Here is a 22,882-nt window from a genome sequence, read left to right as displayed (position 1 = left end):
GGAGAGCGATGACATTCGCTTCCGGCCCGGGTCGCTTCCCGCCCGGCGGGCAACTGAGAAGAATGTTCGGCCGCTGATCCCGCCTGGCGGGACGTCCCGCTGATCGGCCTTTCCTTGCAGGTCAGAGCCGTGTGGCGTGGTCTGCATGACAGTGGATATCAGGGTCATCCGGGCCGGTCAGATGTACCGCTACTACCTGCGCGAGACCGTTGTCGGCGACGGCCGCCGCCCGGCCCGCACGCCGCTTCTCGACGCCCAGGAGCAAGCCGGGGTCCCGGCCGGGAGATGGATGGGCCGCGGCCTGGCCGCGCTCGGACTCGCGCCGGGTGAGGAGGTGACCGAGGCGCAGCTGCGGAACCTGTTCGGCGAGCGGGGCCGGCACCCGTACGCGGACTGGATCGAGGCCGACCTGCTCGCCAAGGGCGACTCTCCGAAGAAGGCGTTCAAGGCCGGCGCCCTCGGCCGCCGGGTGATGGTCACGGGCGTCGACTTCGTGTTCCGGCCGCAGCCGACGATCTACCTCTTGTGGGCACTGGGGGATGAGGAGACCCGGCGGGTGATCGAGGCCGCGCACGAGCGGGCGATCGAGCGGGTGCTGGAGTGGATCGAGGACGAGGTTGCGGCGATCCGGTACGGCAAGGACGGCATCTACCGGGTACGGCCGCCCGGCGGCCTGGTCGCCGCCCGCTTCCGCCATTACGAGGCGCGATCGGGCCGACCGTTGCTGCACGACCATCTGCTGCTGTCGGTGAAGGGGCAGCGCCTGGACGGGAAGTGGGGCTCGATCCACACCCTGGCCCTGCACGAGAACACCGTGGCCGCCTCAGCGCTCTACAACGAGCTCGTGGCCGCTGAGGTCTGCGAGGCGCTGGGGCTGGCGACCAAGCCGCGCACCGTCACCCCGGGGCGCCGGCCTGTGATGGAGATTGCTGGGGTGCCGCACGAGCTGATCCGCTGGACCTCCCGGCGCAGCGACCAGATCGCCGCCTGCCTGGCCGAGCTGGAGCACGAGTACGTCACCGCCGTCGACGACGACGGCGAGCTGAAGTTCCTGCCCGTGGTCTCCGAGCGGGCCCGCGCCAAGCTGAACCAGATGGCCGCCCGCAAGACGCGCCCGCCGAAGCAGACGGCGCGGCCGCTCGGGCAGCTGCGCGCGTGGTGGAAGGCGAGCGCGATCCTCACCTCTGGGGTGGCCGTCGGCGTCATCACCTCCCTCCTTGAGTACGCCCGTGCCGCGGCTGCGGCGATCCGTGCCCGGGTCGCCGCCGTGGTCGACGTCGCCCTGGCGGCCGTCGACGTCGCCGCGACGGTGTTCGTGATGAACGAGGGCGGGCGCTTCCACCGCCGGCACCTGCTTGCCGAAGCCCGCCGCCACCTCGCCCTGGTCTTGCGCGGCCGCCGCCGCGAACCCGGCCTGGACGACCGGATCGTGGCCGCCGCCATCTCCGCCCACTGCCTGGACATCAGCGAGCCGAAGACCACGATCGGCCTGTTGGCGGACTACCGCCTCTACACCGCCCGGTGGGACCTGGCCGACCTCCCCGCCCGGCGCCGCCCGCCCACTTCCGCGCCCGGCCCGGACCGGCATCCCCCGGCCGATCCCGGCGAGCCGGCTGCGCTCCGGCCGCCGGGCCAGGACGCGGGGGAGTGGGAGATACCCCGCGTCCCGCTGCAGTACGAGCGGGCCGTCCTCGCCGGTGCGGTGGTGCGGGAGAAGCTGCGCACCACCACCGCCGCCGTGCGGGGCCGGGCGTACGACGTCATCGCGCACCAGCAGGCGGCGATGCCAGAGCAGCTGCTCGCGCCCGCGGCCGCCGACCCCGAGCACGACGACCAGGAGCCGGAGGCCGGACGCCGGGAGGCGATCGACCTGACGGCGCTGCGGGCCTTGAGGGAATCCCGCACGGACGTGGAAGCCCTCGATCTCACTGCCGAGCGGCTGCGCCACCTCCGGGACGCGTTCACCAAGGCGGCCGACGACTCCCGCGCCCGCACGGACCGCTACGCCGAACAGGACGATGCCGACGCAGTGCGCCCGGTGCGCCAGGACGACCAGCAGGCGCACCGCCCGCAGAAACCGGGACCGCACCGCGGCCGGGAGGCCGGCCACTGAGTGCACCCGATGGCGCGCACTCGATGCCGGGGTGCGCACCGACGGTGTCCGGCGTCCACTCCACTGAGTGGAGTCCACCGGCAGGGAGTGGGACGACACCATGCTGAGCATCCACTCCACCGAGTGGAGCCCACTCGGTGGAGTGGACGACATCGTGTGGGAGTGCGCGACATCGACGGGGGCGATGCCGCGCATCCACCCGGTGCGCGCCCGCCGCGTTTCTCCTTGACTTTGGCTCAGGTCAAGGAGAAGCGCGCTGCACCGGGCACACCCGGAACACCGCACCGAGGCCACCCGATGTGCGCCACTTCCACCCGTCGGCGATCCACGGCGAGCATCGTGTACTGGGTCGGGTGGCGACCACTGAGTGGTCGCCACTGAGTGGAGCCACTGAGTGGGTGCGTACCGGTGTGGCCGGTGCGCGGCTACCGGTGCGCCCCGGCCGTGTGCACCGTGCGGGCCAGCTCCAGGCGCCCGTCGCGTATCACCTCCAGGGCGCGGGCGACGTCCTTCGGTTCGGTGTTGAAGACCTGGGCGACGAAGTGCACGATGCAGCGGGCGATGGCCGGTGCCGCGCTGGCGGGGCAGTGGTGGGCCCACGCGCGGATCGCCATGAGGAAGATGACGCCGAGCTCGTCCAGGACGAAGGAGTCGGCGTTGATGTCGTCGATGTCGTGGGGCAGCGCGGTCACCGGGAAGACGAGCTCCTCTGCGATGGCGACCAGCAGGCCGGTGTGGGCGAGGATCTCGACCGCGAGCCGGTCCACGGCATCGACGTCGCCAGCGTCGACCGCCAGCACGTAGTCGAACGCGAGCTGTACCTGCGCCGGGGTCAGCTGCGCGCAGTTCGTCGGCATGTTCTCGGGCATCGGAGTCTCCTGTCGTACGGCCACCGCGTGGGTCACGGCGACTTCTCCAGCAGGGTGGAGCCGCGGGCCTGTGGATGCGGGACGGTGCTCTCTCCATCCTCCGTAACGGGCGAAGTATCTAGTCAAGGGTCATAACGGATGGTCAAGGGTCATACCGGGCCCCCTTGTCCGGGTGCTGTTCCGGGCGGTCGACGGGGCGGTGGACCCCTTGTCCGGGTCGGCGGGCACGGTATTTCCCCTGGACACGGCCCGCTGACGGCGGCCGTCAGACAGCGGTCAAGGGGGCGTTCTGCACGCTCTCCTTCCACGGCCCCGGTGCGGGGCGGTGAAGGAAGCGAAGGGGATACGACGATGGCGACAATCCACTCCCGTCCGGGAGGCAGCCCACGGCGGCCAGCCCGGCCGCGCGCCGAGCTGGGCGCGGACAACCCCAGCGCCGGCTGGGCAAGCCGAAGGGAGTTCCTTGAGGGGGCACTTCGGTCCGTCCTTCGGAACCCCCTTGGGTGCCCGACCCCCGGCAGGACGGGAAACGTGCTGGTCAGCGTGCGAATCGGCGCGAAAACCGCAGCGTCACAACCCTCTTCTCTCCTACTGATGTCCGTATTGGAGGAGAGCATCGGGTTCCGGGGGGCCCTGACGCCCTCCCAGGCGTGGCGCGGCCGGCAGCGGCTGGTCGGCGGCCGGTCGCGAGCAACGAGGGAGCACAGCTGATGGCGGGTAAGCGGAAGACCAACCCGGCGGGATCCACGAACAACTTGCGCGGAGATGTGCTGCGCGTGCTCGGAGCGCTGAAAGTCGCGACGGCTGATCAGATCCAGCGGATCGGCGCTCCGCACCTGACCTACCGGCACATGGACAAGGGCAGCCCGTCCGAGCAGAAGGCCGCCCGTACCGCCGCGCACACCGGCGCGCTCTCCGACATGCGCAAGCACGGCCTGTCCGAGACCGGCGGCTCCACCACGGCGGGCGAGAGGCTGCGGAACTTGACCCTCAAGGGCCTGGAGGCCGCCTCCCACGAGCTGCGGCGTCCGGTAACGGAGATGGGCTCAACCGCCCGCGGCGCAGGCTCCAGCGGCGGCTCCCACCCGATGGCCGTCAACGAGACCGTGATCGCCATGCTGCGTCCGAAGCCGGACCTCGCCAAGCTCGCCGAGGACCCGCCCGAGGTGCGGGCAGCGGCCCAGGCCGCCGTCGACGCACCCCCCGGGGTCGGCACGATCGCCTCGTACTGGACCGAGGTTCCGCTGCCCGCCACCGGCACCTGGAACGCACCCGGCAAGGGCGGCGCCCAAGCCGACATCGTCCTCACCGCCCCGCAGGACAAGATGCCGCTGCTGTTCATCGAGGTCGACAACTGCCACGAGACCGCCGAGGAGCTCGCCCTCAAGCTGGAGAAGTACGCCCGGTTCTTCCGGCGGAAGGTGAAGGACACCGACGGCAAGGAGCGCCCGATGTGGCGCACCCGCTGGACTGCTCCGGACACCTGGTCGGGCGATGCGGTGCACCCGCCCGTGCTGCTGGTGTTCAACCATGTCGGCGACCGCAATCCCAACCGGACCATCGCGCGGCTGATCGAGCTCACCCGGCATCTGTGGGAGGGCGAGCGGCAGAGGGGCGGATTCCACGACTACGACGGGAAGGTCCCGATCATCGCGACCGGCCTGACCAAGCTGCGGGAGCACGGACCGCACGGCCCGGTGTTCCTCCGCTTCGGCCGCGACCACATGGAGCCCCTGTGGGCAGCGGTCGGCAATCCCCGGCGTGAGGCAGCCGAAGCCCGGGCCCGGGACGAGACCAGGCGTGCCCAGGAGGAGTACCAGGCAAAGCTGCGGCGGGTGGCCTCGGAGCAGGCGACGAAGAAGGCCGCCGAGCGTGAGGCCCGTCGGCCCGTCTGCGCCGACTGCGGGGCGAGGTTCACCGATGAACGCTGGGAGGCGGCCAGCGCGACGGACTGGGGAGTCCCCAAGGACAGCCACCCGCGCTTGTGCGACGGCTGCAAGCAATGGGCCGTCGTCGACGAAGGCCAAGCGGCGGCCAAGCAGGAGCACCATGAGTCGGTGAGCCGGGGGGTAGATCCGTACGACTTCCAGCGTTATCGCCGCCCTGTCTGTACCGAGTGCGGTGCCCAGTTCACCGACGAACGGTGGAAGGCGGTCGAGCGCGGCGGCTGGGGTGTTCTTCCCCAAGAGGCCAACCCGTCCTTGTGTGAGGACTGCGATGAGCGGGACGAGGCCGGCATACGCCAAGCCTGGTCGGACTGGCCCTCGCAGGAGCAGCAGCGGCAGGGGCAAGAACGGGACCAGGAACAGGAACAGGCCCTGCCTGAGCAGAAGGCCGGCGGATGGCTCACCCGCTTCCGCCCCGGGCAAGCCTCCTGACCGCCGGGCAAGCCTCCTGGTGGCCGAATGGGCAAGCCACGTGACCGCTGGGCAAGCCACCCTCCGAATGAGGCTTGCCCACGGCTGCCGCAGCGCGCTGAGATGAGTCTGGCCAAGGCGACTCCCCGCGCCGCGGCCGCGGTGGGAGCCGGCCTGTCCCGCGCTGCGTGTGCCTCGCAGCGATAGTTGTCACCGGTAGTACGCCGCGACGTGGTTCTGTGCGACGTGTTGGCAGCGGTGGTTGTCACCAGATGCGCGCGGTAGTTGTCACTTCTGCCCTGGTCTCAATCGCGTTGTCACCAGCTTCGGCGATAGGTTCCGCCCGCTCCGCCAGCGGCGGCCAGCCGCACACGGTGACACTGTAGGTCGACCTCCTCGACCCTCACTGTGATCAGCTCGCCCTCATTGACGAGCTGATCCGGGGTTTCGACGGGCTCGTCAGTCAGCTCAGAGAGGTGAAGAAACCCCACCACGTCGGGAGCGAGCTGCACGAATACGCCGAAGGGGAGGATCTTGGTGATCGGCCTGGTGAGGACCCGGCCGACCTGATCCGCGAACAGAATGAGTGGATCTTCCTGCAGAGCTTTCAAGGAGAGCGTGACCTGGCCGGAGCGGGTCTCGGCAATGATCACTTCGGCGGTGATCCGCTGGCCGGCTTCGACTGCCTCGGAGGGATGTTCGATCCAGCCCCACGTCAGATCCGGCACCCGGATGAAGCCGGTGCACAGACCGTCCGGTTCGCCGTCGACGTGAACGAAGACCCCGAAGTTGTGCACCCCGGAGACCGTCCCCGCGACGACCTGCCCTTCTTCGAGCGAGAGGAGGAAAGACCGCAAGGCCGGAATCTCGCACGCCCTGGCGGAGAGTTGAAGCTGGCCTTCGCGCCAACGCCCGATCTCTTCAGCATCGATCTCCTGGCCGACCTCAAACAGCTCAGACGGATGCTCGATCCGACGCATCGATGCCTCATGCTGAGGAATCCGACCGGTCTCGGCCTCCGCCCCTTCGGCACCCACTAGCTGCACCAGGATGTCCGCTCCGTCGAACCCGGTGACCTTCACCGTTCTCACGACCCCCGGCCAGAGCTGGTTGATCAAGGACTGCATGCGAGGGTCAGGGGCTGGCTCGGACATGGAGGTGAGCCTAGTCGGCGCCCGCAGCACTGATTCCAGCTTTCATGGCCAGGTTCCAAATAGCGCGTCACGGCTCAACTCGGTGACAGCTACCTCTGCCAAGTGACAACTATCGCTGCGAGGCACACTGCGCCTTCCGCATGCCGCGCCGGTCGCGGGGAGGGTTGCACCGGAGGGCGGCTGGAGGGTTGTCTGCACGGTTGCTTTCAGCGGGGGACCGCAGGTGTGACCGGAGGTGGGACCCCCCGAAGTTCGTGATCTTCCATTTATGCAGGTCAGTGGCTGTGGGCAAGCCCCCTTCGTGAAACGACACCTCTTTCCCACGCAGTAGCCGTGGGGAAGAGGAGCAGCTCACTGCCCGGCCGGCGGTGAGGCCGAGACGCTAACGAAGTCCGTGCCCTACGTTCCCGCTCGCCCGGTCCCGTGACCGCGTCTCCATCCTGGGAGACGGCACGCGCCCGGACAGAGAGGAACGGCTTCGCCGAAGGGCCGCTCGCCGATGCGGCGCTGGACCGCGGAGCCCGCGCCAGGCGGCTCCTGAACGAACTGCAGGAGCGGCCGGAGACGATGACGGACGCGGAGCTCCGCGACGGGGTCAGCCGCGCCCTGCGGTACTTCATGCAGCGCCAGCGGCACGCCGACCAGGTCTACGGCATCGCCCGGCAAATCCGGCGCGGGGTAGGCGTCGAGTGGCTCGTGGCCGACCGGCTCGTCTGCGCCTGACGTCCTGCCCCGCTTGAATGGGAGTGAGGGGCCCCTGGCCGGGGGGAGCTGGGGCCCCTCAGCGCGCTCCGCGGGGGACGGATCGTGCACGCCCACGGACAACGACACCGGAGTCGGCCGGACACGGTGGTCCAGCCAGAGGAGCCCCGTACGCCATAGCGGGGGTTGCTGGGGTTCCGCGATCGCAGCTTGAGCCAGAGCCGTAGGAGTACCCGCTAGGGGTCCGTCTTCAATGCGGCGTTTTGCGGTCGGCGGTCCCACTGACGTGGGCAACCTATCCGGACGTGGGCGGTGTGTCCGAAGGGCCCTGCCTGTTGGCTGGGTGCTCCCGGTCCGGCGGCCTCGACGTCAGGAGTGGGTCAGGAGACCGAGGCTGCGCTGTGCCGGGGGCGTAGGGCGGCGGTCAGGGTGATGGTGGCTAGCACCAGGCCTGCTCCGACGAGGGCTGCGGTTGTGTATCCGTCTGCTGTGGGCAGGGCCTGTCCGGTGGGGGTCTTGGCTTGGAGGATGAGTGCGCTGAGGGCGCTGCCGATGGAGAAGCCGATGGTGCGCAGTACCTGGTTGAAGCCGAGGGCGCTGCCGGTCTCGGTGGCGGGCACTGCGCGGATGATGAGTCCGGGGATGGCGGCGAAGATGGTGCCGATGCCGAGGCCGCTGATGGCCATGACTGTGTAGAGCTCCCACAGGTGGGTGCGTGTGATGGCGAAGATCAATGAGGCGGTGAGGAGGAGCGTGCAGCCAAGGGGCAGGCAGGCGGCGGATGTGATGTGTCTGGTGAGGGCGGGGGTGGCGCGGCTGGCGGCGAAGCTCAGAGCGGACATGGGGACGAGCATGGACCCGGCGACGATGACGGTGGAGCCGAATCCGTAGCCGGCGGCGGTGGGTGTCTGGACGAGGCGGATGATGAGGGCGGTCAGCAGGTAGATGCTGGCGCCGCCCAGCAAGACGGTGAGGTCGGCTGCCAGGACGGAGCGGTTGCGGAGCAGGCGCAGGTCGACGAGCGGGTGCGGGGTGCGCAGTTCGTGGCGGACCCACAGCAGGGCGATGAACAGAGATGCGATCACGATGCCCAGCAGCGTTGCGGGGGAGATCGTGGTTCCGGCGGCTTCGCTGATGGCGAAGAGCAGGCCGGACAGGCAGGCACCGAGGAGGACTGCGCCCAGGGCGTCCAGGCGGTGTTTGGGCCGTGGCGGGCTGGGCGGCACCAGGAGCACGGCGGCCAGCAGGGCCAGCGCGGTGACTCCGGCGCCGGTGGCGTACGCGGAGCGGAGTCCGGCGTATTGGGTGATGGCTCCCGCGACGGGATAGCCGATGCCGACGCCGGCGACGGTGGTCACTGACAGCAGGCTGACGATCGAGCGCCGGCGGGGGCCGTCGAAGGTGTCGCGTGCGACGGCGATCATCAGAGGGGGCAGCCCGAGGCCGACGCCTTGCAGGGCGCGTCCGAGCAGCAGCGGGGTGAATCCCAGGGGCAGAGCGGTGAGGAGTCCGCCGGCCGTCGCGGTAGCGAGGGTGGCCAGTACCACTTCCCGGCGGCGTGGCCCGTCGCCCAGCCGTCCGAGGAGCGGGGTGGCAACTGCTCCCACGAGCAGGGTGATGGTCAGGGTCCATTGTGCGGCGGCGAGCGACACGCCCTCGGCGGCGGCCACGCTGGGGACCAGCGGGGCGCCGAGGCTGCCGATCGCGGCGACCACGAGTGCGATGAAGATCAGCGCCGGAATCAAGGCCCGCGGAGGTTCGGGCACGGCGGACGCGTTCGTCGCCGTTGGATCGGCGGGGCGGTCGCCCGAACCGCCCGGAGTGCTTTCCACGGATCTGCTCCCGTTGACGTGGGTCTCTACCCGTGCCCGGCGCCCTCGGCTGCCCTGCGCCGCGCCTGATCAAGCGCCCGGGCGCGATCCGCGACGTGTAAGGCACCGGTCAGGGACGGTATGGCTCGGTGGCATAGCGGCTCATGATCTCGAGCATGTCGTCCGGGTTCAGGCCGCCGGTGCGCGAGGCGAGTTTGGCGAGGTCCCGGAAGTAGCCGATGTAAAGATCAGGGGTGGACGTGAACAGGAAGCTGGCGTCCTGGTCCTTGTCGGGGTTGGCGAAGGTGTGGGGCACGCCGATGGGCGCGGTCACGAGGCTGCCGGGATGGACTCGGGTGGTGTCGGTGCCGGAGGTGAAATCGATCGTGCCCGACAGAACGAAGAACGTTTCCTCGTGCTGGCGGTGCACGTGCTGCGGGGGGCCGGCGAAACCCGCGGCAAGCCAGATCTCCGCGACGCCCAGGCGTCCATTGGTGCGAGAGCCGTCTTCCAGGATTCGAGTGCGACTGATCCTCATGTCGAGTACTTCGCCGTCGGTGGGGGTGACGAGGTTGATGGACATTCCTAGGCCCCTTTCGTGGTGCCTCTTCGTTGTCGTCCTGACGGCGAGAGCGGCAAGCGCCGCTGCCCGTCAGCAACGGGGGTGCGGTCGGTGACCTCGATCAGGACACACCCGGTATGCGCCGTTGTTGTGTTGCCGGCGAACGCGCTGCCTGGCGGCGTCCCGAGCCGGTGTGCCACTCGGTAGTCAGTCGCCCCATGGCAGCTGGCTGCTGCCGGCTTCCCACTGACGTCGACCCGAAAGATACGGCTCGTTCGCGAAGCCGGTGACTACAACGCTACTGCCGTCTGGATAGTGGTTTCCTGGAGGAAAGTGCCTCATTCCACGCCCGGTTGACACACTCAGCCTTCCGCCCAGGCCTCTTCCTCGGCGCGCGCGGTGTCGTAGGCATGCCTGGCGGCCTCCACTGCGGTCAGGTGAGCCTCGCCCCAGGCGAGCAGGGTCTGGAAAATCGGAGTGAGACTCCTTCCGAGGTCGCTGAGGGTGTACTCCACCCGAGGCGGGATGTCCGGGTGGTAGCTGCGGACGACCAGGCCGTCGCGTTCCAGCTGCCGCAGCCTGCTGGTGAGCACCTTCGGCGTGATCCCCGGAATGAGGCGCTGCAGCCCGTTGAAGCGTTGAGTGCCGTGATGGCGCAGCGTCCACAGGATCGGTGTGGTCCAACGGCTGAAGACGATGTCGGTGATCGGAGTGACCGGACATGCGGTCACCGCCTCGCCGAGGCTCTCGGCGTCCTGCAGCCCAGGAGAAGTACGCTCCGCGGTCATGAATAGCAGCCCTTTCAAGAATCGTGGTACTACCTTCAAGGAAACCGCTATCCCTGCATTCACGCATCGCTCCCAGGCATGCAGTGCCCAGATCAGGAATGAGGCGAGCTTGATCGCGGCTTCGAACGAGACAGCTGTCTTGTCGTAGCGGGTCGCGATGCCGCGGAAGTGCTTCAGCGTGTTGAAGCATCGCTCCACAGTGTTGCGACGGCGGTAGGTGTCGCGTTCGAACCGCGGTGGCCGGCCGCCCTGCCGGCCACGCTTCCTGCGGTGTCGTTGCTGGTCGCTCTTCTCCGGGATCGTGTGCGCGATGCCGCGTTTGCATAGATAGCGGCGGAGTCCGCGAGAACTGTAGGCCTTGTCCGCCAGCACCTGGTCCGGACGGCAGCTGGCAACGTACGAGCGGGGCCGGACAGCGCTTGCTGGACGGCCCCACCTGCAGGAATTGCGACCTACGCTTCGCAACGTGGCCGCCCTGCCACCCGGTGGTGGCTACCCCCACCTCATCCCGACTTTGGACAGCTGCTCCACCCGCTCCGGCGTGAGCGTGGCGGCCCGGCGGCGCTGGTTGTCGACCCACGTACCGAGCTTCAGCGGGACGTCCCGCTGCGCCTGGCCGTCGCCGCCGAGGGTGATGGTCTCGACGTGCTTGCGTGGCACCGTCAGGTGGCCCTCGCGCGCGAAGAACTGCTCAGCGGCGGCGAGGTGCATCGCCCACTTGTCCGCCTGGCTGGTGCGCGGCTTCGGCTTCTCGTCCTCGCCGGCGGGCTCGATGCCCAGGACTTGTTCGCACATCCACTGCTGCACCGCGGTGAGCTGGTCCCAGCCGTGCCGGACCGAGGTGACCCACCGGCCGAGGTCCTCGCCCTGGCGCACGACCTCCCCCGCCGTGGTCGGCAGCGCTTCACCGCCGTCCAGGTGCAGTCGGACGAGGTGGAAGCAGCGCTGCCAGGTCACCGGCCACGCCGGGCACCAGGACGGGTCGATCTCCTCCAGCTGCTCGCGTCGCTCCCGCGTCATCGCCCCGGCCGACGATTCCACCGGCAGCCCCTCGGCACGTCGCTGCTCGATCTCCTGCGCCTTCCGCGCAGCGACCCGGGCGTTCTTCAGCCAGATCCCCACCGGAGCGCCCTGGAAGGCGGCGTCCAGCGGCGCCAGGAGATGCCCGTGCTCGGCCGCCCACCCGCGCGCGGCCGACAGCCCCTCCGCCCAGGCGACGTCGAAGTGGGACCAGACCATCCCGAGCTTCTCCAGTTGCGCGACGCGCTGCTCGTCCATGTCGCCGCGGGCGTAGAAGCGGCGGGCGTCGGCGGTCCACTGCCCGAGTGGGAAGTTCGCGAGCGAGGCCGGCCATCCCGCCTTCTCGGCGTCCTCGGCGGGCGGGACGCGGAAGGTGAACGGGACGCGCAGGTCGCCGTGGGCGCGGGCGTAGATGACGGCGGCTTCCACGCCGCGCCGCCAGTGCTCGTGTTCCGGGTTGAGGACGCGCAGGTTGATGAACGCGGCGAGCGCGGCCGGGTCGCGGGGCGTAGAGAACTTCAGCAGCGCCTTGGCGGGCCCGCTGACGCCCCCGGAGCCGCTGCCCGTCCCGTTGCCACTCTGGCCGCTGCCGTCCTTGCTGATGGGCTTGTAGCGGCTCGGGGCCTGCTGCTCGGCGAGGGTTTCCACGATCCGTGCGTCGTGGGCCCGGAGTGCTTCGAGGAGCTTGGCGAGGCCGCCGTAAGCCCGGCTGGTGAGCATGTTGTCGGCCGTCTCGCCCGGCCCCAGCAGGATCGGCACCACGAGCGAGGCGACCTTGCCCTCGCCCGGCTGCATGCGCAGGGCCCGGCCCACGGCCTGGACGAGGTCGGGCATGGAGCCCCGCACATCCGCCCAGTACACGGAGTCGCAGTTCTTCGTGTCGACGCCTTCCCCGAGGACCTTCACCGAGCCCAGGTAGCCCTTCTCCACCACCGTGCCGTCCGTGGCGATCCCCTCGGCGAACTCGGCGAGGACGCGGCGCCGGTGGAGCGGCTTGTGCTCACCGCACAGCCAGTCCGCCCAGATCGTGGCCGGGTACAGCTCGCGGTCGCTGGCGTGCAGCTGCGCGGCGACGTCGGGGAGGCCGGCCGCGAACGCTTCGGCCTCCTTCACCACGTGGTGGAAGACCAGCGTCCTGCGGAAGCCCTCCTCCGCCGACGCCTTCACCAGCGCGGTCTGCAGAGCGGCGAGCCGCGCCCCGCGGACCTCGGCCGAGCGACCCTCCGCGCCCAGGAGCTGCGCGGCCTGGAGCTGGGTGTCGGTGACGTCCACGCATACGACCTGGTAGGGGGCACAGATTCCCCGGTCGATGGCCTCCGAAAGCGACAAAGTGAAGCACCGACTGCCGAACGGGCCGTCCGGGTCGTCATCCATGCTCGCGACCAGCTCGCCCGGTGCGCCGGCCTCGTCCTCGTCCCCGAGCTGCCACATCCGGGGCGTGGCCGTCATGTACAGCCGGCGCAGCGAGGGGATGCGGGTGTTGTCGTGGATGACCGCCCACGGCTTCCCGATCCGGCCCGACGTCCGGTGCGCCTCGTCCACGACAATGAGGTCCCAAGCCGCCAAGCCCCGGGCGTGCGCCCGCTCCAGCGTGCCCAGTCCGAGGCTCGCGTACGTGGCGTACACGGTGACCTTCTCCAGGCCCCGCGTCCACTCCACCAGATCGTCCACGTCCGTGGTGTTGGGGAAGGACACCTCCTCGCCCCGCAGCGAGGACACCCCGATCATCGGGCCCCGGCGGCCGCCCTCGCGCCACGCGGCCTCGGTCTGGGCGAGCAGGTCCAGCGAGGGCACGAGCACCAGCACACGGCCCGCGTGGAGCTCCTCCGCGCTGCGGACCGCGACCCTCGTCTTCCCGGATCCGGTCGCCATGATCACCTGGGTGCGCAGTCCCTGTTCCGGGATCGTGCCCGTGGCGGGCATGGCGAGCGCTCGCACAACGGCGTCGACGGCCTCCCGCTGGTGTGGGTACAGGTACGCCTTCATGCTCCGCTTCCTTCGATTCCTCGCAGGGAGCGTGCCGGTTCCTGCGTGCTGGCGGCTTTGCGGCGCCGGCGGTGTTCGCGCTGGGCCTGGGCGCGGGCGCATTCGCGGGTGCAGTACTTGGTTCCGCTGGTGCGGTTCTGTCCGTATTCGGCGCGGCCGCGTTGGCGTACGTAGGCACGGCGGCAGTTCTCGTTGGCGCACTCGCGGATGGTGGCGTCCTCGGCGAGGTGGTTGTACAGCTGGAGGAACGCCACGGACAAGAGGGTGGGGTAGCGGTCCTCGAGTCCGCCGATGCCGATGCTGAAGCGCTCCAGCGCCGAGTTGAGCGTGCTGGCCAGGTCGCTGATCTTCAGCTTCAGCAGCTCCTCGCGCATGTGGTCCAGGTCGCGTGGCCACGGTTCTTTCCGGTCGCTGTTGGCGGTCTGCCATCGGGCGAGTTCCTCCTCGGTGGCCTCGGCCTCAACGAGTGCGTCCAGCCCGCCCTCGCGCCGCAGTGCCAGCCAGGTGGCGATCGCGTCCTGGGCGTCGCTCAAGAAGAGGGCCGCCAGCTCGCCGTGGAGGGCGAAAGGGCCTCGCTCAGGGTGGAGTCCGTCCGCCAGTGCGGTGTAGTGCTCGTGCTCCTCGACGTCCAGGCTCAGGGACGGGACGTCACCGCCCAGATGTCCATAGGAGCGCATCAGCGCGGCGACCGCGCCCAGGTCTGTGGGGTCCAGTTCCATCAGTTCGCGCAGGTAGAAGTCCTCCGGCAGCGACACCGTACCGTCGCCGGGCGAGCGCAGCCGCGGGCTCCAGACGATCCACTCACCCTCGGTCCTCGCGTCGGGCAGCGGGCTCAACTGCGGTGCGGGGACCGGAGTCCCGGGCCAGAGCGTGGGACGAAAGCGTGGGTCAACGTATGCCGCCATGTACGGCATCCTAACCATAGGAGAGGGCATACGAAAAGCAGCCTGTTCGTATCACACGCATGCTGAACTCGCTGGAGGGGGAGCCGTCGTGACGCACTGGCAGGACCGCAAAGCGATCGGAGAAGGGCATGAGCAGACAGTTGCCGACGCCCTGCGGGCACGTGGATGGACGGTCCAGAACTGCGGGCAGGGCACCTACGCACCCGCAATCCAGCAGGCGCTTGTTCGCACCACCTCAGCCCTGCGCTGGTTCCCTGACCTGATCGCCGCTCGCGCTGGCCAGCTCGTCACGATCGACGCCAAGGACCGGATGCCCTCTTCCACCACTAACCGCTACGCCCTCAGCAACGCCGCCCTCACAGCCGGCCTGCAATTCACCGCCGCCCACGCCCCCACACCGCTCTACTACGTCTTCGGCGACCTCAAGGTCCTCACCCCCGTCGAAGTCCTCCACTACACCGACCACGCGCAGCCTGGAACCGGTTCCTACCGGCTCATCCACACCCGCCGCGCACACTGCTTCGACGACGTCTTCGGCCGGTTCACCAGCCAGGCGGCCTAGCAAGCCCACTCAAGCGCCGTTCTGTCACATGGCTCTGCTCTCCGACATGAGCGACCTGGGCTCCTGACCGGTTCAGTCCAGCTGCTCCTCCCGCTGAGCCAGCTGCGTTCGGAGGTGTTCCGCCCGGGACTCGGCCCTCCGCAGGCGACGCTCCAGCTCCGCCCGGGAAGGCCCTGCTGGTGCCAGCTGCTCAACGTGGTCGGCACTACGCGGGACCAGCCAGCCGACCCGCTGGTACGCAACGATCCAGCGGGTGTGAGGGCAGGTGTAGCAGAGTCTCTCCGGACGAGGCAGCGGCCAGCGGGCCTCCAGCATGCGGCGAGTGTGCCCGCGCTCCCGCTCCGATACGAGATCCGGGTTCGCAGCCCACAAGTCCTCGTTGAAGCCGTCAGGGGGCATAGGCCGGTCAGAGCCGACCACCCATGGGGTCACCCACCGCACGACGTCACTCAGGGAGTGGGCGACGGTGCCCGTTCCGGTGCCCTCGCGGTGCTCGCCGCCCCAGTGTCCGTTGCGGTACCGGTGTCCGGCTCCGCCGTCCGAGTCCCGGGCCGGAAGTGCCACAGCGCCAACAGCCCCGCCACGCCCAGCAGCGCGGCCTGGACATCGAGCGCGAATGGGAGCCCGAGCATGCCGGCCAGGGCTCCAGCCAGTGCCATGCCCAGGGCCGTGAACCCGTCGAACACGCTCTGAAAACTCGCCAGGACCCGCCCACGTGTGGCGTCCGAGGTGTGCAGTTGCACGATGGCCATCCGGCCCGCGAATACCCCGATCCCCGGGGCACCCAGCACCGCGAACAGCGCCGCCTGGAACCAGATGGCGGTGGTCACGTACGCGCTGTTCCAGGCCAGGGCGGTCGTGGCGGAGAACACCAGCAGCGCCCAGCCCAGCAGCCGGCCGGGATCGGTGCGACGGGCCAGCGTGCCAATCAGTGCCCCGCCCACCATGCCTCCGATCGCCTGGACCCCGCGCAGCAGACCGGTTTCGCCCTCGCCGCCGCCCAGCTGTTCGGTCACGAATACGACGAACAGCACGGCGAACAGACCCTGTGCAAGGCCGATCAGTCCCACCGGGAGCACCATCAGCCGCAGCCCGCGCTGATTCCTGATCTCCTTTAGACCGGCGACCCAGGCCCGCCACACCGGCTCTCGCACCACAGCCGTCTGCGTAGCCCCGAACGGACGAGCCAGCAGCGCCACCGCCAGCAGGAAGGAGGCCGCGTCGAGGACCAAGACTCCTGGCAGCCCCATACCCCCTACCACGAACCCGCCGCAGGACGCGCCCAGCAGCCGCGCCAGGTTGCCGTTGAGGCTGGCCAGACCGTTGGCGGCGGCAACATCTTCCGGCGCGACCACCGAAGGCAGCAGCGCGTACTTGGCGGGCTGGAAGATGGTGGTCAGTGCTGCCTGTGCGCAGGTGACCAGGTTGACCAGGTACAGCTGGCCAGGCCCATCGACGGCGAGCAGCGGCAGCAGCACCAGCACTTGGAGCAGGCTCACGCCGATCATCAACCGACGCCGGTCCCAGCGGTCCGCGAGCACCCCGGCCACCGGCGACAGCAGCAGACCGGGCAGCAGCTCCAGGATGAAATTGGTCGCGGTAGCCGTGACCGAGCCGGTGAGCTGATAGACGAACACCGGCATCGCGATCATGAAGATCCAGTCGCCGGTCTCCGAGATGAATCCGGCGGTCCACAGCCGCCGGAAATCCGGGTTCGCCAACGGACCCTTCAGCGGCCTCTTCGGGAGACCTTTCGCTCGGGTCATTGCGGAGACCTCACCATCTGCGGTCGGCGGGCAGGAGCGCATGATGATGCCGGACGCTCGCGGCCTGCTCAACTTCCCTGTTCAACCGTTGCATTACAGCGGTTGAACACCTCGGGAGGCCAAAGGCGCAGTTGAACGCTCAGTTGAACGCGGTTGAGGAAATCCGGATTCCGCCCCTAATTTGCCGTCCATGCTCCCTACGGATATCGATCTGCTGCGAATTCTAGGACGGCCCACCCTGTCTGGCGACGGACGTCTGGCTGCCGTCAGCGTGATGGCGCCCGACGTGGCCGCCGATGCCAACGCGACCGAGCTGTGGGTAGCCGCGACCGATGGGTCCACGCCAGCCCGCCGGCTCACCCGGGGCCCCTCGGACAGCGCCCCGGCATTCTCCCCGGACGGACGCTGGCTTGCCTTCCTGCGTCCGCTGCCTGGAGGTGGTGCCGCCCAGATCCACCTGCTTCCGATGGACGGCGGCGACCCGTTCCCCGTGACGGACCTGCCGCTTGGCGCCGGTCAGCCGGTGTGGAGCCCGGACGGCACCCGGCTTGCCTTCACGGCCCGGGTGCCCGACTCGGGCCGGTATCTGCCCGGGGTACCGCCGGGCAAGGAGCGGCCGCGCCGGATCACCGCGCTGCGCTTCATGGCGGACGGCCTCGGGTTCACCTTCGACCGGCCCCGGCACGTGTTCGTCACCGCCCCGTTCGCCACGGGCGCCTTCGCTGCTGCCCCGGCCGCCGCCCAGCTCACTTCAGGTCCCTTCGACCACGACGATGTGGCCTGGAGTCCGGACGGCTCCCTGCTCACCTTCGTCTCCGGCCGCCACCCCGGGCACGCCGACGACCTGCGCCGTGACGTGTGGGTATGCGCGCCGGATGGTAGCGGCCAACGCCCGCTTACACAGGGCGGCTTGGAGATGAGCTGTCCGAAGTTCTCCCCGGACGGCAGGAACGTCTACTTCGCCGCCGAGACCCTCACCGAGGACGGTCGCGCCCGCGGTGCCAGCAGCTACGGCCTGTGGTCGGTCCTCAGCGACGGCTCCGCCGACCCGGTCCGGCTCACCGACCCCGAGACCTACCACCTGAGCTTCTCCTCCCTGATGATCCAGACTGGCCATGACGGGGTGTACTTCCCCAACGACTGGCACGGCGAGGTCCACCTGGTCCTCGTGCCCTACGACGGTGGCGAACCCCGCCCGGTCGTCACCGGTCTTCGCCAGGTCAACGGATTCGCGGTTGCCGAGGCCCCGGACGGCACCACCACCGTGGCCGCCGTTCTGTCCTCCGCCGAGAGCGCCGGCGACCTCACTCTGCTGCGCGAGGGCGTCGAACGCGAACTGACCCCCTTCGGCGCTGAACTGCGGGCCCGCGCACGGCTGCGGCCGGTCGAGGAGTTCACCGCGCACGCCGAGGACGGATACCCCCTCCAGGGCTGGCTGGTCCGTCCGGAGGGCCCCGGGCCGCACCCAGTGCTGCTCCAGATCAAGGGCGGCCCGTATACCCAGTGGGGCTACACCCTCAATGGGCCCGCCTCCTTCGAGGAGGCGCAGGTCTACGCCCGCGCCGGCTACGCGGTGGTCCTCGGCAACCCGCGCGGCACTTCCGGGTACGGGCAGGCGCACGGCCGCTGGGCCGCCGACGACCTGGCCCGCCGGACCGCCCCCGACCTGCTGGCCCTGCTGGACCACGCGTTGCGCGACAGCGCCTTGGACGCCAACCGCGTCGGCGTCCAGGGCGGCTCGTTCGGTGGCTACATGTCGGCCTGGCTGGCCGCCCATCACGGCAAGCGGTTCCGGGCAGCGATTGGCGAGCGCGGCTGCTACGCCATCGACAGCCACTTCGGCTCAGCCGACGACGGGGTCAACAACTCCATCGCCCTGTACGGCGCCGACACCGCCCGATGGGCGGAGCTCAGCCCGATCAGCTACGCCGACCAGATCGACATCCCGATGATGTTCATCCAGTCCGAGGAGGACCGGCACACCCCCATGGAGCAGGCGCAGCGGATGTTCGTCGCGCTGAAGATGCGCGGGGTACCGGTCGAACTGCTGCTGTTCCCCGGCGAGGGGCACGACATGTCCCGCACCGGTCTACCCAGCCACCGGGTCGCCCGCTACGAGGCGATCCTCGACTGGTGGTCCCGCCAGATGCCCGAGGAGGACAACTGTGCCCCCGCACGCTGACCAGCCCGCCGAGTACATCCTCTCCACCTATCTCACCCCGCCCGGCGAACGGGCCGTCATCTCCCCGCGCCACGACCACAACATCTCGCTGTGGCGGCGCACCGCCGACCGGGTCGAACTGGTCCGGCACTGGGAGCTGGAACGGATCAGCGGCCAGAAGCACCACTCCTGGCCGCTCTACACCGCCGAGCGGTCCGAGGCCTTCCTGGCCCACCTGCTGGCCGGCGAGGGTCTCACCCTGGCCGACGTCACCGTCAGCTGGGGCACTCCCGGCCTGCCCGGCTACCAGCCGCTCAAGGTGCCCGCGGGCGCCGAGAAGCTGCCGCTGCACAGCCTGGGCCACCTGTTCAGCGGACTGATGCTGGACACCCGGCTGTTCAAGGAGTCGGTGATCATCGGGCTCGCTGTGGACGCCGCCCCCGACCTGGTCCTGGAGCGGGAGCTGCCGCCCGCCTACTACGCAGGATGCGTATCGGTCCGCGGTGAGATCACCTTCGCCTCGGTCGAGTCGCCTGCCCCTCTCTACCACGCCGCCGACAGGGTGCTGGGCAAGGAGCCGGGCACCCTGATGGCACTCGCCTCCGCCTGCGACACCACAGTCGACCTCAACGCGGCCGCCGAACTTGGCGACCTCACCTTTTTCGGCGGGCATGTCCAGCCCTGGACCGCCGCGTTCGGCCTGGTCCGGCGGGTGCTCGCGGAGGCGGAACGGCAGCTGGCCGGCACCACCCCTGACCCCAGGTTCACCGCCGAGGAGAACCTGCACAGCGCCGTGATGAAGGTGGTCCAGGAGTGCTGCGAGCTGATCACGGCCCGCACCGTGGACAAACTCGCCGCGCTGGGAGGCGTACGTCCCGAGGACAGCTACCTCTGCGTCAGCGGCGGCTTCGCCCTCAACGTGCAGGCCAACACACGGACCCTGGAGCGGTACCGGTTCCGCGGCCTGCTCACCCCGCCCTGCGCCAACGACTCCGGCGTGGCTCTGGGCCTGGGCCTGCTCGGGCTGTGGACAAGCGGCGCCCTCGACACCGCCGAACTCAAGATCGCCACCGCCTACCAGGGCAATGACCTGCGCACCGACGAGATCAACGAGGCGCTGGCCGCGTTCGCCCCGTTCGTCGAGGACGTCGAGGACTTCACCCCGGAACGGTTCGCCGAGGACCTCACCGACTCGGTGGTGGTCTGGGCGGACGGCGCCGCCGAGATGGGACCACGCGCCCTCGGCCACCGAAGCCTGCTCGGCGACCCCCGCTCGGAGAAGGTCAAGGACCTCCTCAACGAGTACAAGCAGCGCCAGTGGTGGCGCCCGGTCGCCCCCATCGTGCTCATCGAGCACGCCGGCGACTGGTTCGAGCAGGACCGCCCTTCCCCCTACATGCTGGAGGCCGCCCGGGTTCGCCCCGAGGCCCGAGACCGCATACCGGCCGTCCTCCACCTCGACGGCACCGCACGCCACCAGACCCTGGCCGCCGCCGACAACCCGCTGCTGTACCGGGCGATCGAGGCGTTCCGGGACGCCACCGGGGTCCCGATCGTGTGCAACACCTCCCTCAACGACAAGGGGGAGCCGATCGCCGACACTGCCGCCCAGTCGCTGAACTTCGCCGTCCGCAAGGGCATCCGGATCGTCTACCTGGCCGGCCGTCGCGTGCTGCTCCGCGAGCCCGGAACCACCGACGCCGTCCCGCCGGCCGGGCCGCACCCCCGGGCCACCGCGTTCTTCGCCGGACAGGAGGCCGACCGCGACGCAATCTGGCAGTCCTGGCTCGACCGCGGCCACACCGAAGCCGGCCTGCTGCTGCTCACCGGCACCCCGCAGCTTCTTGCAGACCCCGGCACCTGGACCCCCAACCGCGTCCGGCTGCTCGCCGAGCGGATCGCCTCCAAGGACCCGGCCTTCGAGCAAAACCTCGAGCAGTTCCGCCGCGACCACGGCCCGGGCACGGTCTTCGGCGACGCCCCCGCTCTCCGACACTGACACCCATCCCCGGAGAGACTCCGGGACACCTGGAACGGACTACCGGCATGACGCATTACACCTTCGCCGACCTGGTTGGTGACGAGAAGGAATTCTTCGCCGAGTACTTCAACAAGAAGCCGCTGCTGCGCAAGGGCGCGCTGAAGGCCCCCCAGGACATTCTCTCGCTGCGTCGGCTCGACGAGCTGGTCCAGCTTGAGATCATCCGTCCGCCCTACCTGCGGGCCAACCTCAAGGGCGCCGGCGTCCCCGACCAGGGGTTTACCCAGACCATCACCGTCCAGGGCACCGACCTCACCGACGCCATCGTCCCGGAGAAGGTCTACGAGCTGTTCCGGGCCGGCGCCACCATCGTGTGGAGCTCCCTGAACCACCTCGACACCTCGCTGCGCGACTTCACACGCGTGATCAGCGAGCGGTTCGGTGCCAAGACCGACTGTGTGGCCTTTCTGACCCCGGCCGGCAAGCAGGGCTTCTCCCCGCACCACGACCCGGTCGACCTGTTCATCGTGCAGACCGAGGGCACCAAGCGGTGGCGGCTGTGGAACCCGGCCGAGGTACGCCGCGGTGAGGCGGCCTCGTACACCGCCGAGCAGCTCGGCGAGCCCGTCATCGACGTCCTGCTCGAGCCCGGTGACGTCCTCTACCTGCCGTACGACACCCCGCACGCGGCCGCCGCCGAGGAGCTGGCCTCGGTTCACCTCTCCATCATGATCCGCCCGCGGATGTGGAAGGACCTGCTCAAGCAGACCTTTGAGGAGCTGGTACGGGACCCGGAGTTCAACGAGTTCCCGTTCATCGGCGCGGACCGTGCGGTCGGCACCGAGACGCTGTTCACCGAGAAGCTGCGAGCCGTTGCCGAGCGTCTGGCCACCCTCGCCCCCGGACCGGAGCTGGACCGCCTGGCCGAGCTCGGCCGCCGGATGCCCGGCAACTCCGCGGGGAGCACCTTCCGGACCACCGCCCGCCTCGACGCCCTGGAACCGGACACGCCGATGCGCCGCACCGCCGCCACCGTGGAATTCGACGCTCCCGACCACGGACGGGTCCAGCTCACCGTCAACGGGCACCGAATCGCCGTGCCCGAGCCGGTGGCCGTCAGCCTGGCGGACCTCTCGGCGGGCGAACAGATTGCTGCCGCCAATGTGTTTCCCGGGGTCCCCGCCGAGCGGGCCACCCGTACCGCGCAGGGGTTGGCCAGGATCGGCCTGCTGGAGGTAGCAGCCTGAACCGGTCCCGCCATCCGGATGAGAGGATCCGGCCGTGACCATCGAACGCACTTCTCCGCCCACCGTCGCCGACGAGCGCGAGATGCTCCGCGCCCACCTGGAATTCCACCGGCAGACCCTTGAACTGAAGTGTGCCGGCCTGTCCGACGACCAGCTCCGCACACGCTCCATGCCACCCTCCACCCTCACCCTGCTGGGCCTGGTCCGGCATATGGCCGAAGTGGAACGGTCCTGGTTCCGCCGGGTGGTCGATGGGCAGGACATTCCGCTGGTGTGGTCCGAAGACTTCAACTTCCAGACGGCCTACGAGGCCGACGACGCGAGCGTGTCCGCGGCATTCGCCGCCTGGCAGGCCGAGGTCGAGCACGCCCGGCGCATCGAGAAGGAGGCCGGCTCCCTGGAGCTCGTCGTCCACGAGCGTCGTCGCGGCCTCGACGTCTCGCTCCGCTGGGTGATGCTCCACATGATCCACGAATACGCCCGGCACAACGGCCACGCCGATTTCCTCCGCGAGGGAATCGACGGCAGCACCGGGGTCTAAACTCCCGGCACCTGCAAAACCCTTTCATGCCGTGCCTCACTGCCCTTTCCGGCAGTGAGGCACGGCTTTTTCGTGTTTCCGCTCCACTTCCTTCCGAAATCCCGTTCAAGTGCGTGCGCGGCATCGGTTGAACAGGTTGAACACCATCGGTATTCGTTGACGGCAACCCCCTCCGTGGGACAACATTTCATCAACGCCGGGAACAACCCGGCCAGAAAAAAGGAGTTGATTTCCATGGAGAACACCTACGACGACATCGAGTTCATCGAGACCTCCGCCGAGCTGCTGGCCACCGCGTACCACGTGAACATCCAGTAATAGCCGGTCGCGGCATAAGGGGCGGCTTCGGCCGCCCCT

17 protein-coding genes and 1 pseudogene are annotated in these 22,882 nt (G+C 69.5%); 9 read left to right on the top strand and 9 right to left on the bottom strand.

Going from position 1 to position 22,882, the window contains the following annotated elements; genetic code table 11:
* Window positions 1–145 precede the first annotated feature (145 nt).
* Window positions 146–2,113 (top strand): MobF family relaxase, encoded by a 1,968-nt coding sequence (gene mobF / locus AB0B01_RS12245; RefSeq protein ID WP_361716336.1) that lies wholly within the window; start codon window positions 146–148, stop codon window positions 2,111–2,113.
* Window positions 2,114–2,538: 425 nt separating this feature from the next.
* On the opposite strand, the gene AB0B01_RS12240 is transcribed toward mobF, so the two are convergent.
* Window positions 2,539–2,982 carry a hypothetical protein gene (locus AB0B01_RS12240; protein ID WP_361716333.1) on the bottom strand — a complete coding sequence of 148 codons (444 nt, stop codon included), beginning with the start codon at window positions 2,980–2,982 and terminating at the stop codon, window positions 2,539–2,541.
* Between the two features lie 710 nt (window positions 2,983–3,692).
* Here AB0B01_RS12240 and AB0B01_RS12235 point away from each other — a divergent pair.
* On the top strand, window positions 3,693–5,360 hold the full coding sequence (locus AB0B01_RS12235; protein WP_361716330.1) for a replication-relaxation family protein: 1,668 nt from the start codon (window positions 3,693–3,695) through the stop codon (window positions 5,358–5,360).
* Between the two features lie 296 nt (window positions 5,361–5,656).
* Here AB0B01_RS12235 and AB0B01_RS12230 read toward each other — a convergent pair whose 3' ends face one another.
* Entirely contained in the window at window positions 5,657–6,466 is an 810-nt protein-coding gene (locus tag AB0B01_RS12230) for a S1 RNA-binding domain-containing protein (protein WP_361716553.1), read from the bottom strand.
* 450 nt (window positions 6,467–6,916) lie between these two features.
* Here AB0B01_RS12230 and AB0B01_RS12225 point away from each other — a divergent pair, with 450 nt between their 5' ends.
* Window positions 6,917–7,216 carry a hypothetical protein gene (locus AB0B01_RS12225; RefSeq protein WP_361716327.1) on the top strand — a complete coding sequence of 100 codons (300 nt, stop codon included), beginning with the start codon at window positions 6,917–6,919 and terminating at the stop codon, window positions 7,214–7,216.
* A 359-nt stretch (window positions 7,217–7,575) separates the two neighbouring features.
* Here AB0B01_RS12225 and AB0B01_RS12220 read toward each other — a convergent pair whose 3' ends face one another.
* The 6 genes and pseudogenes from AB0B01_RS12220 to AB0B01_RS12195 all read right to left on the bottom strand — a co-directional run bounded on the left by AB0B01_RS12220 (window position 7,576) and on the right by AB0B01_RS12195 (window position 14,267).
* Window positions 7,576–9,027 (bottom strand): MFS transporter, encoded by a 1,452-nt coding sequence (locus AB0B01_RS12220; protein ID WP_361716324.1) that lies wholly within the window; start codon window positions 9,025–9,027, stop codon window positions 7,576–7,578.
* A 109-nt stretch (window positions 9,028–9,136) separates the two neighbouring features.
* The gene (locus AB0B01_RS12215; protein WP_361716321.1) at window positions 9,137–9,589 is read right to left on the bottom strand and encodes a cupin domain-containing protein; all 453 of its coding nucleotides are present in this window, start codon (window positions 9,587–9,589) and stop codon (window positions 9,137–9,139) included.
* 341 nt (window positions 9,590–9,930) lie between these two features.
* On the bottom strand, window positions 9,931–10,356 hold the full coding sequence (locus tag AB0B01_RS12210) for a helix-turn-helix domain-containing protein (RefSeq protein WP_361716550.1): 426 nt from the start codon (window positions 10,354–10,356) through the stop codon (window positions 9,931–9,933).
* Window positions 10,357–10,455: 99 nt separating this feature from the next.
* Window positions 10,456–10,740, bottom strand: a pseudogene (locus tag AB0B01_RS12205) (transposase); the annotation flags it as partial.
* A 108-nt stretch (window positions 10,741–10,848) separates the two neighbouring features.
* Window positions 10,849–13,362: a Helicase associated domain protein gene (locus AB0B01_RS12200; RefSeq protein WP_361716318.1), complete on the bottom strand. Its 2,514-nt coding sequence runs from the start codon at window positions 13,360–13,362 to the stop codon at window positions 10,849–10,851.
* Window positions 13,359–14,267, bottom strand: coding sequence for a hypothetical protein (locus AB0B01_RS12195; RefSeq protein WP_361716315.1), 909 nt, complete (start codon window positions 14,265–14,267; stop codon window positions 13,359–13,361). The genes AB0B01_RS12200 and AB0B01_RS12195 overlap by 4 nt, the downstream gene beginning before the upstream one ends.
* 88 nt (window positions 14,268–14,355) lie before the next feature.
* Here AB0B01_RS12195 and AB0B01_RS12190 point away from each other — a divergent pair, with 88 nt between their 5' ends.
* Complete coding sequence (locus tag AB0B01_RS12190; protein ID WP_361716312.1) at window positions 14,356–14,829, top strand: hypothetical protein; 474 nt, start codon at window positions 14,356–14,358, stop codon at window positions 14,827–14,829.
* A 449-nt stretch (window positions 14,830–15,278) separates the two neighbouring features.
* Here AB0B01_RS12190 and AB0B01_RS12185 read toward each other — a convergent pair whose 3' ends face one another.
* A complete protein-coding gene (locus AB0B01_RS12185) occupies window positions 15,279–16,550 on the bottom strand; it encodes an MFS transporter (RefSeq protein WP_361716309.1) in 1,272 nt (423 codons plus the stop codon).
* A 235-nt stretch (window positions 16,551–16,785) separates the two neighbouring features.
* On the opposite strand from AB0B01_RS12185, the gene AB0B01_RS12180 reads away from it, so the two are divergent.
* The 5 genes from AB0B01_RS12180 to AB0B01_RS12160 all read left to right on the top strand — a co-directional run bounded on the left by AB0B01_RS12180 (window position 16,786) and on the right by AB0B01_RS12160 (window position 22,843).
* Window positions 16,786–18,777, top strand: coding sequence for a prolyl oligopeptidase family serine peptidase (locus AB0B01_RS12180; RefSeq protein ID WP_361716306.1), 1,992 nt, complete (start codon window positions 16,786–16,788; stop codon window positions 18,775–18,777).
* Complete coding sequence (locus AB0B01_RS12175) at window positions 18,761–20,755, top strand: carbamoyltransferase C-terminal domain-containing protein (protein WP_361716303.1); 1,995 nt, start codon at window positions 18,761–18,763, stop codon at window positions 20,753–20,755. The genes AB0B01_RS12180 and AB0B01_RS12175 overlap by 17 nt, the downstream gene beginning before the upstream one ends.
* Before the next feature lie 47 nt (window positions 20,756–20,802).
* Window positions 20,803–21,984, top strand: a complete 1,182-nt coding sequence (locus tag AB0B01_RS12170) for a cupin domain-containing protein (RefSeq protein WP_361716300.1) — start codon at window positions 20,803–20,805, stop codon at window positions 21,982–21,984.
* A gap of 34 nt (window positions 21,985–22,018) precedes the next feature.
* Window positions 22,019–22,525, top strand: a complete 507-nt coding sequence (locus AB0B01_RS12165) for a DinB family protein (RefSeq protein WP_361716297.1) — start codon at window positions 22,019–22,021, stop codon at window positions 22,523–22,525.
* Window positions 22,526–22,699: 174 nt separating this feature from the next.
* The gene (locus AB0B01_RS12160) at window positions 22,700–22,843 is read left to right on the top strand and encodes a hypothetical protein (protein ID WP_361716294.1); all 144 of its coding nucleotides are present in this window, start codon (window positions 22,700–22,702) and stop codon (window positions 22,841–22,843) included.
* The last annotated feature ends 39 nt before the right edge of the window (window positions 22,844–22,882 follow it).

The organism is Streptomyces sp. NPDC044571 (assembly GCF_040647115.1).
Classification (GTDB): Bacteria; Actinomycetota; Actinomycetes; order Streptomycetales; family Streptomycetaceae; genus Streptomyces.
Note: the sequence above shows the minus strand (reverse complement) of the source record. Positions and strands in the feature narration are given on the sequence as shown.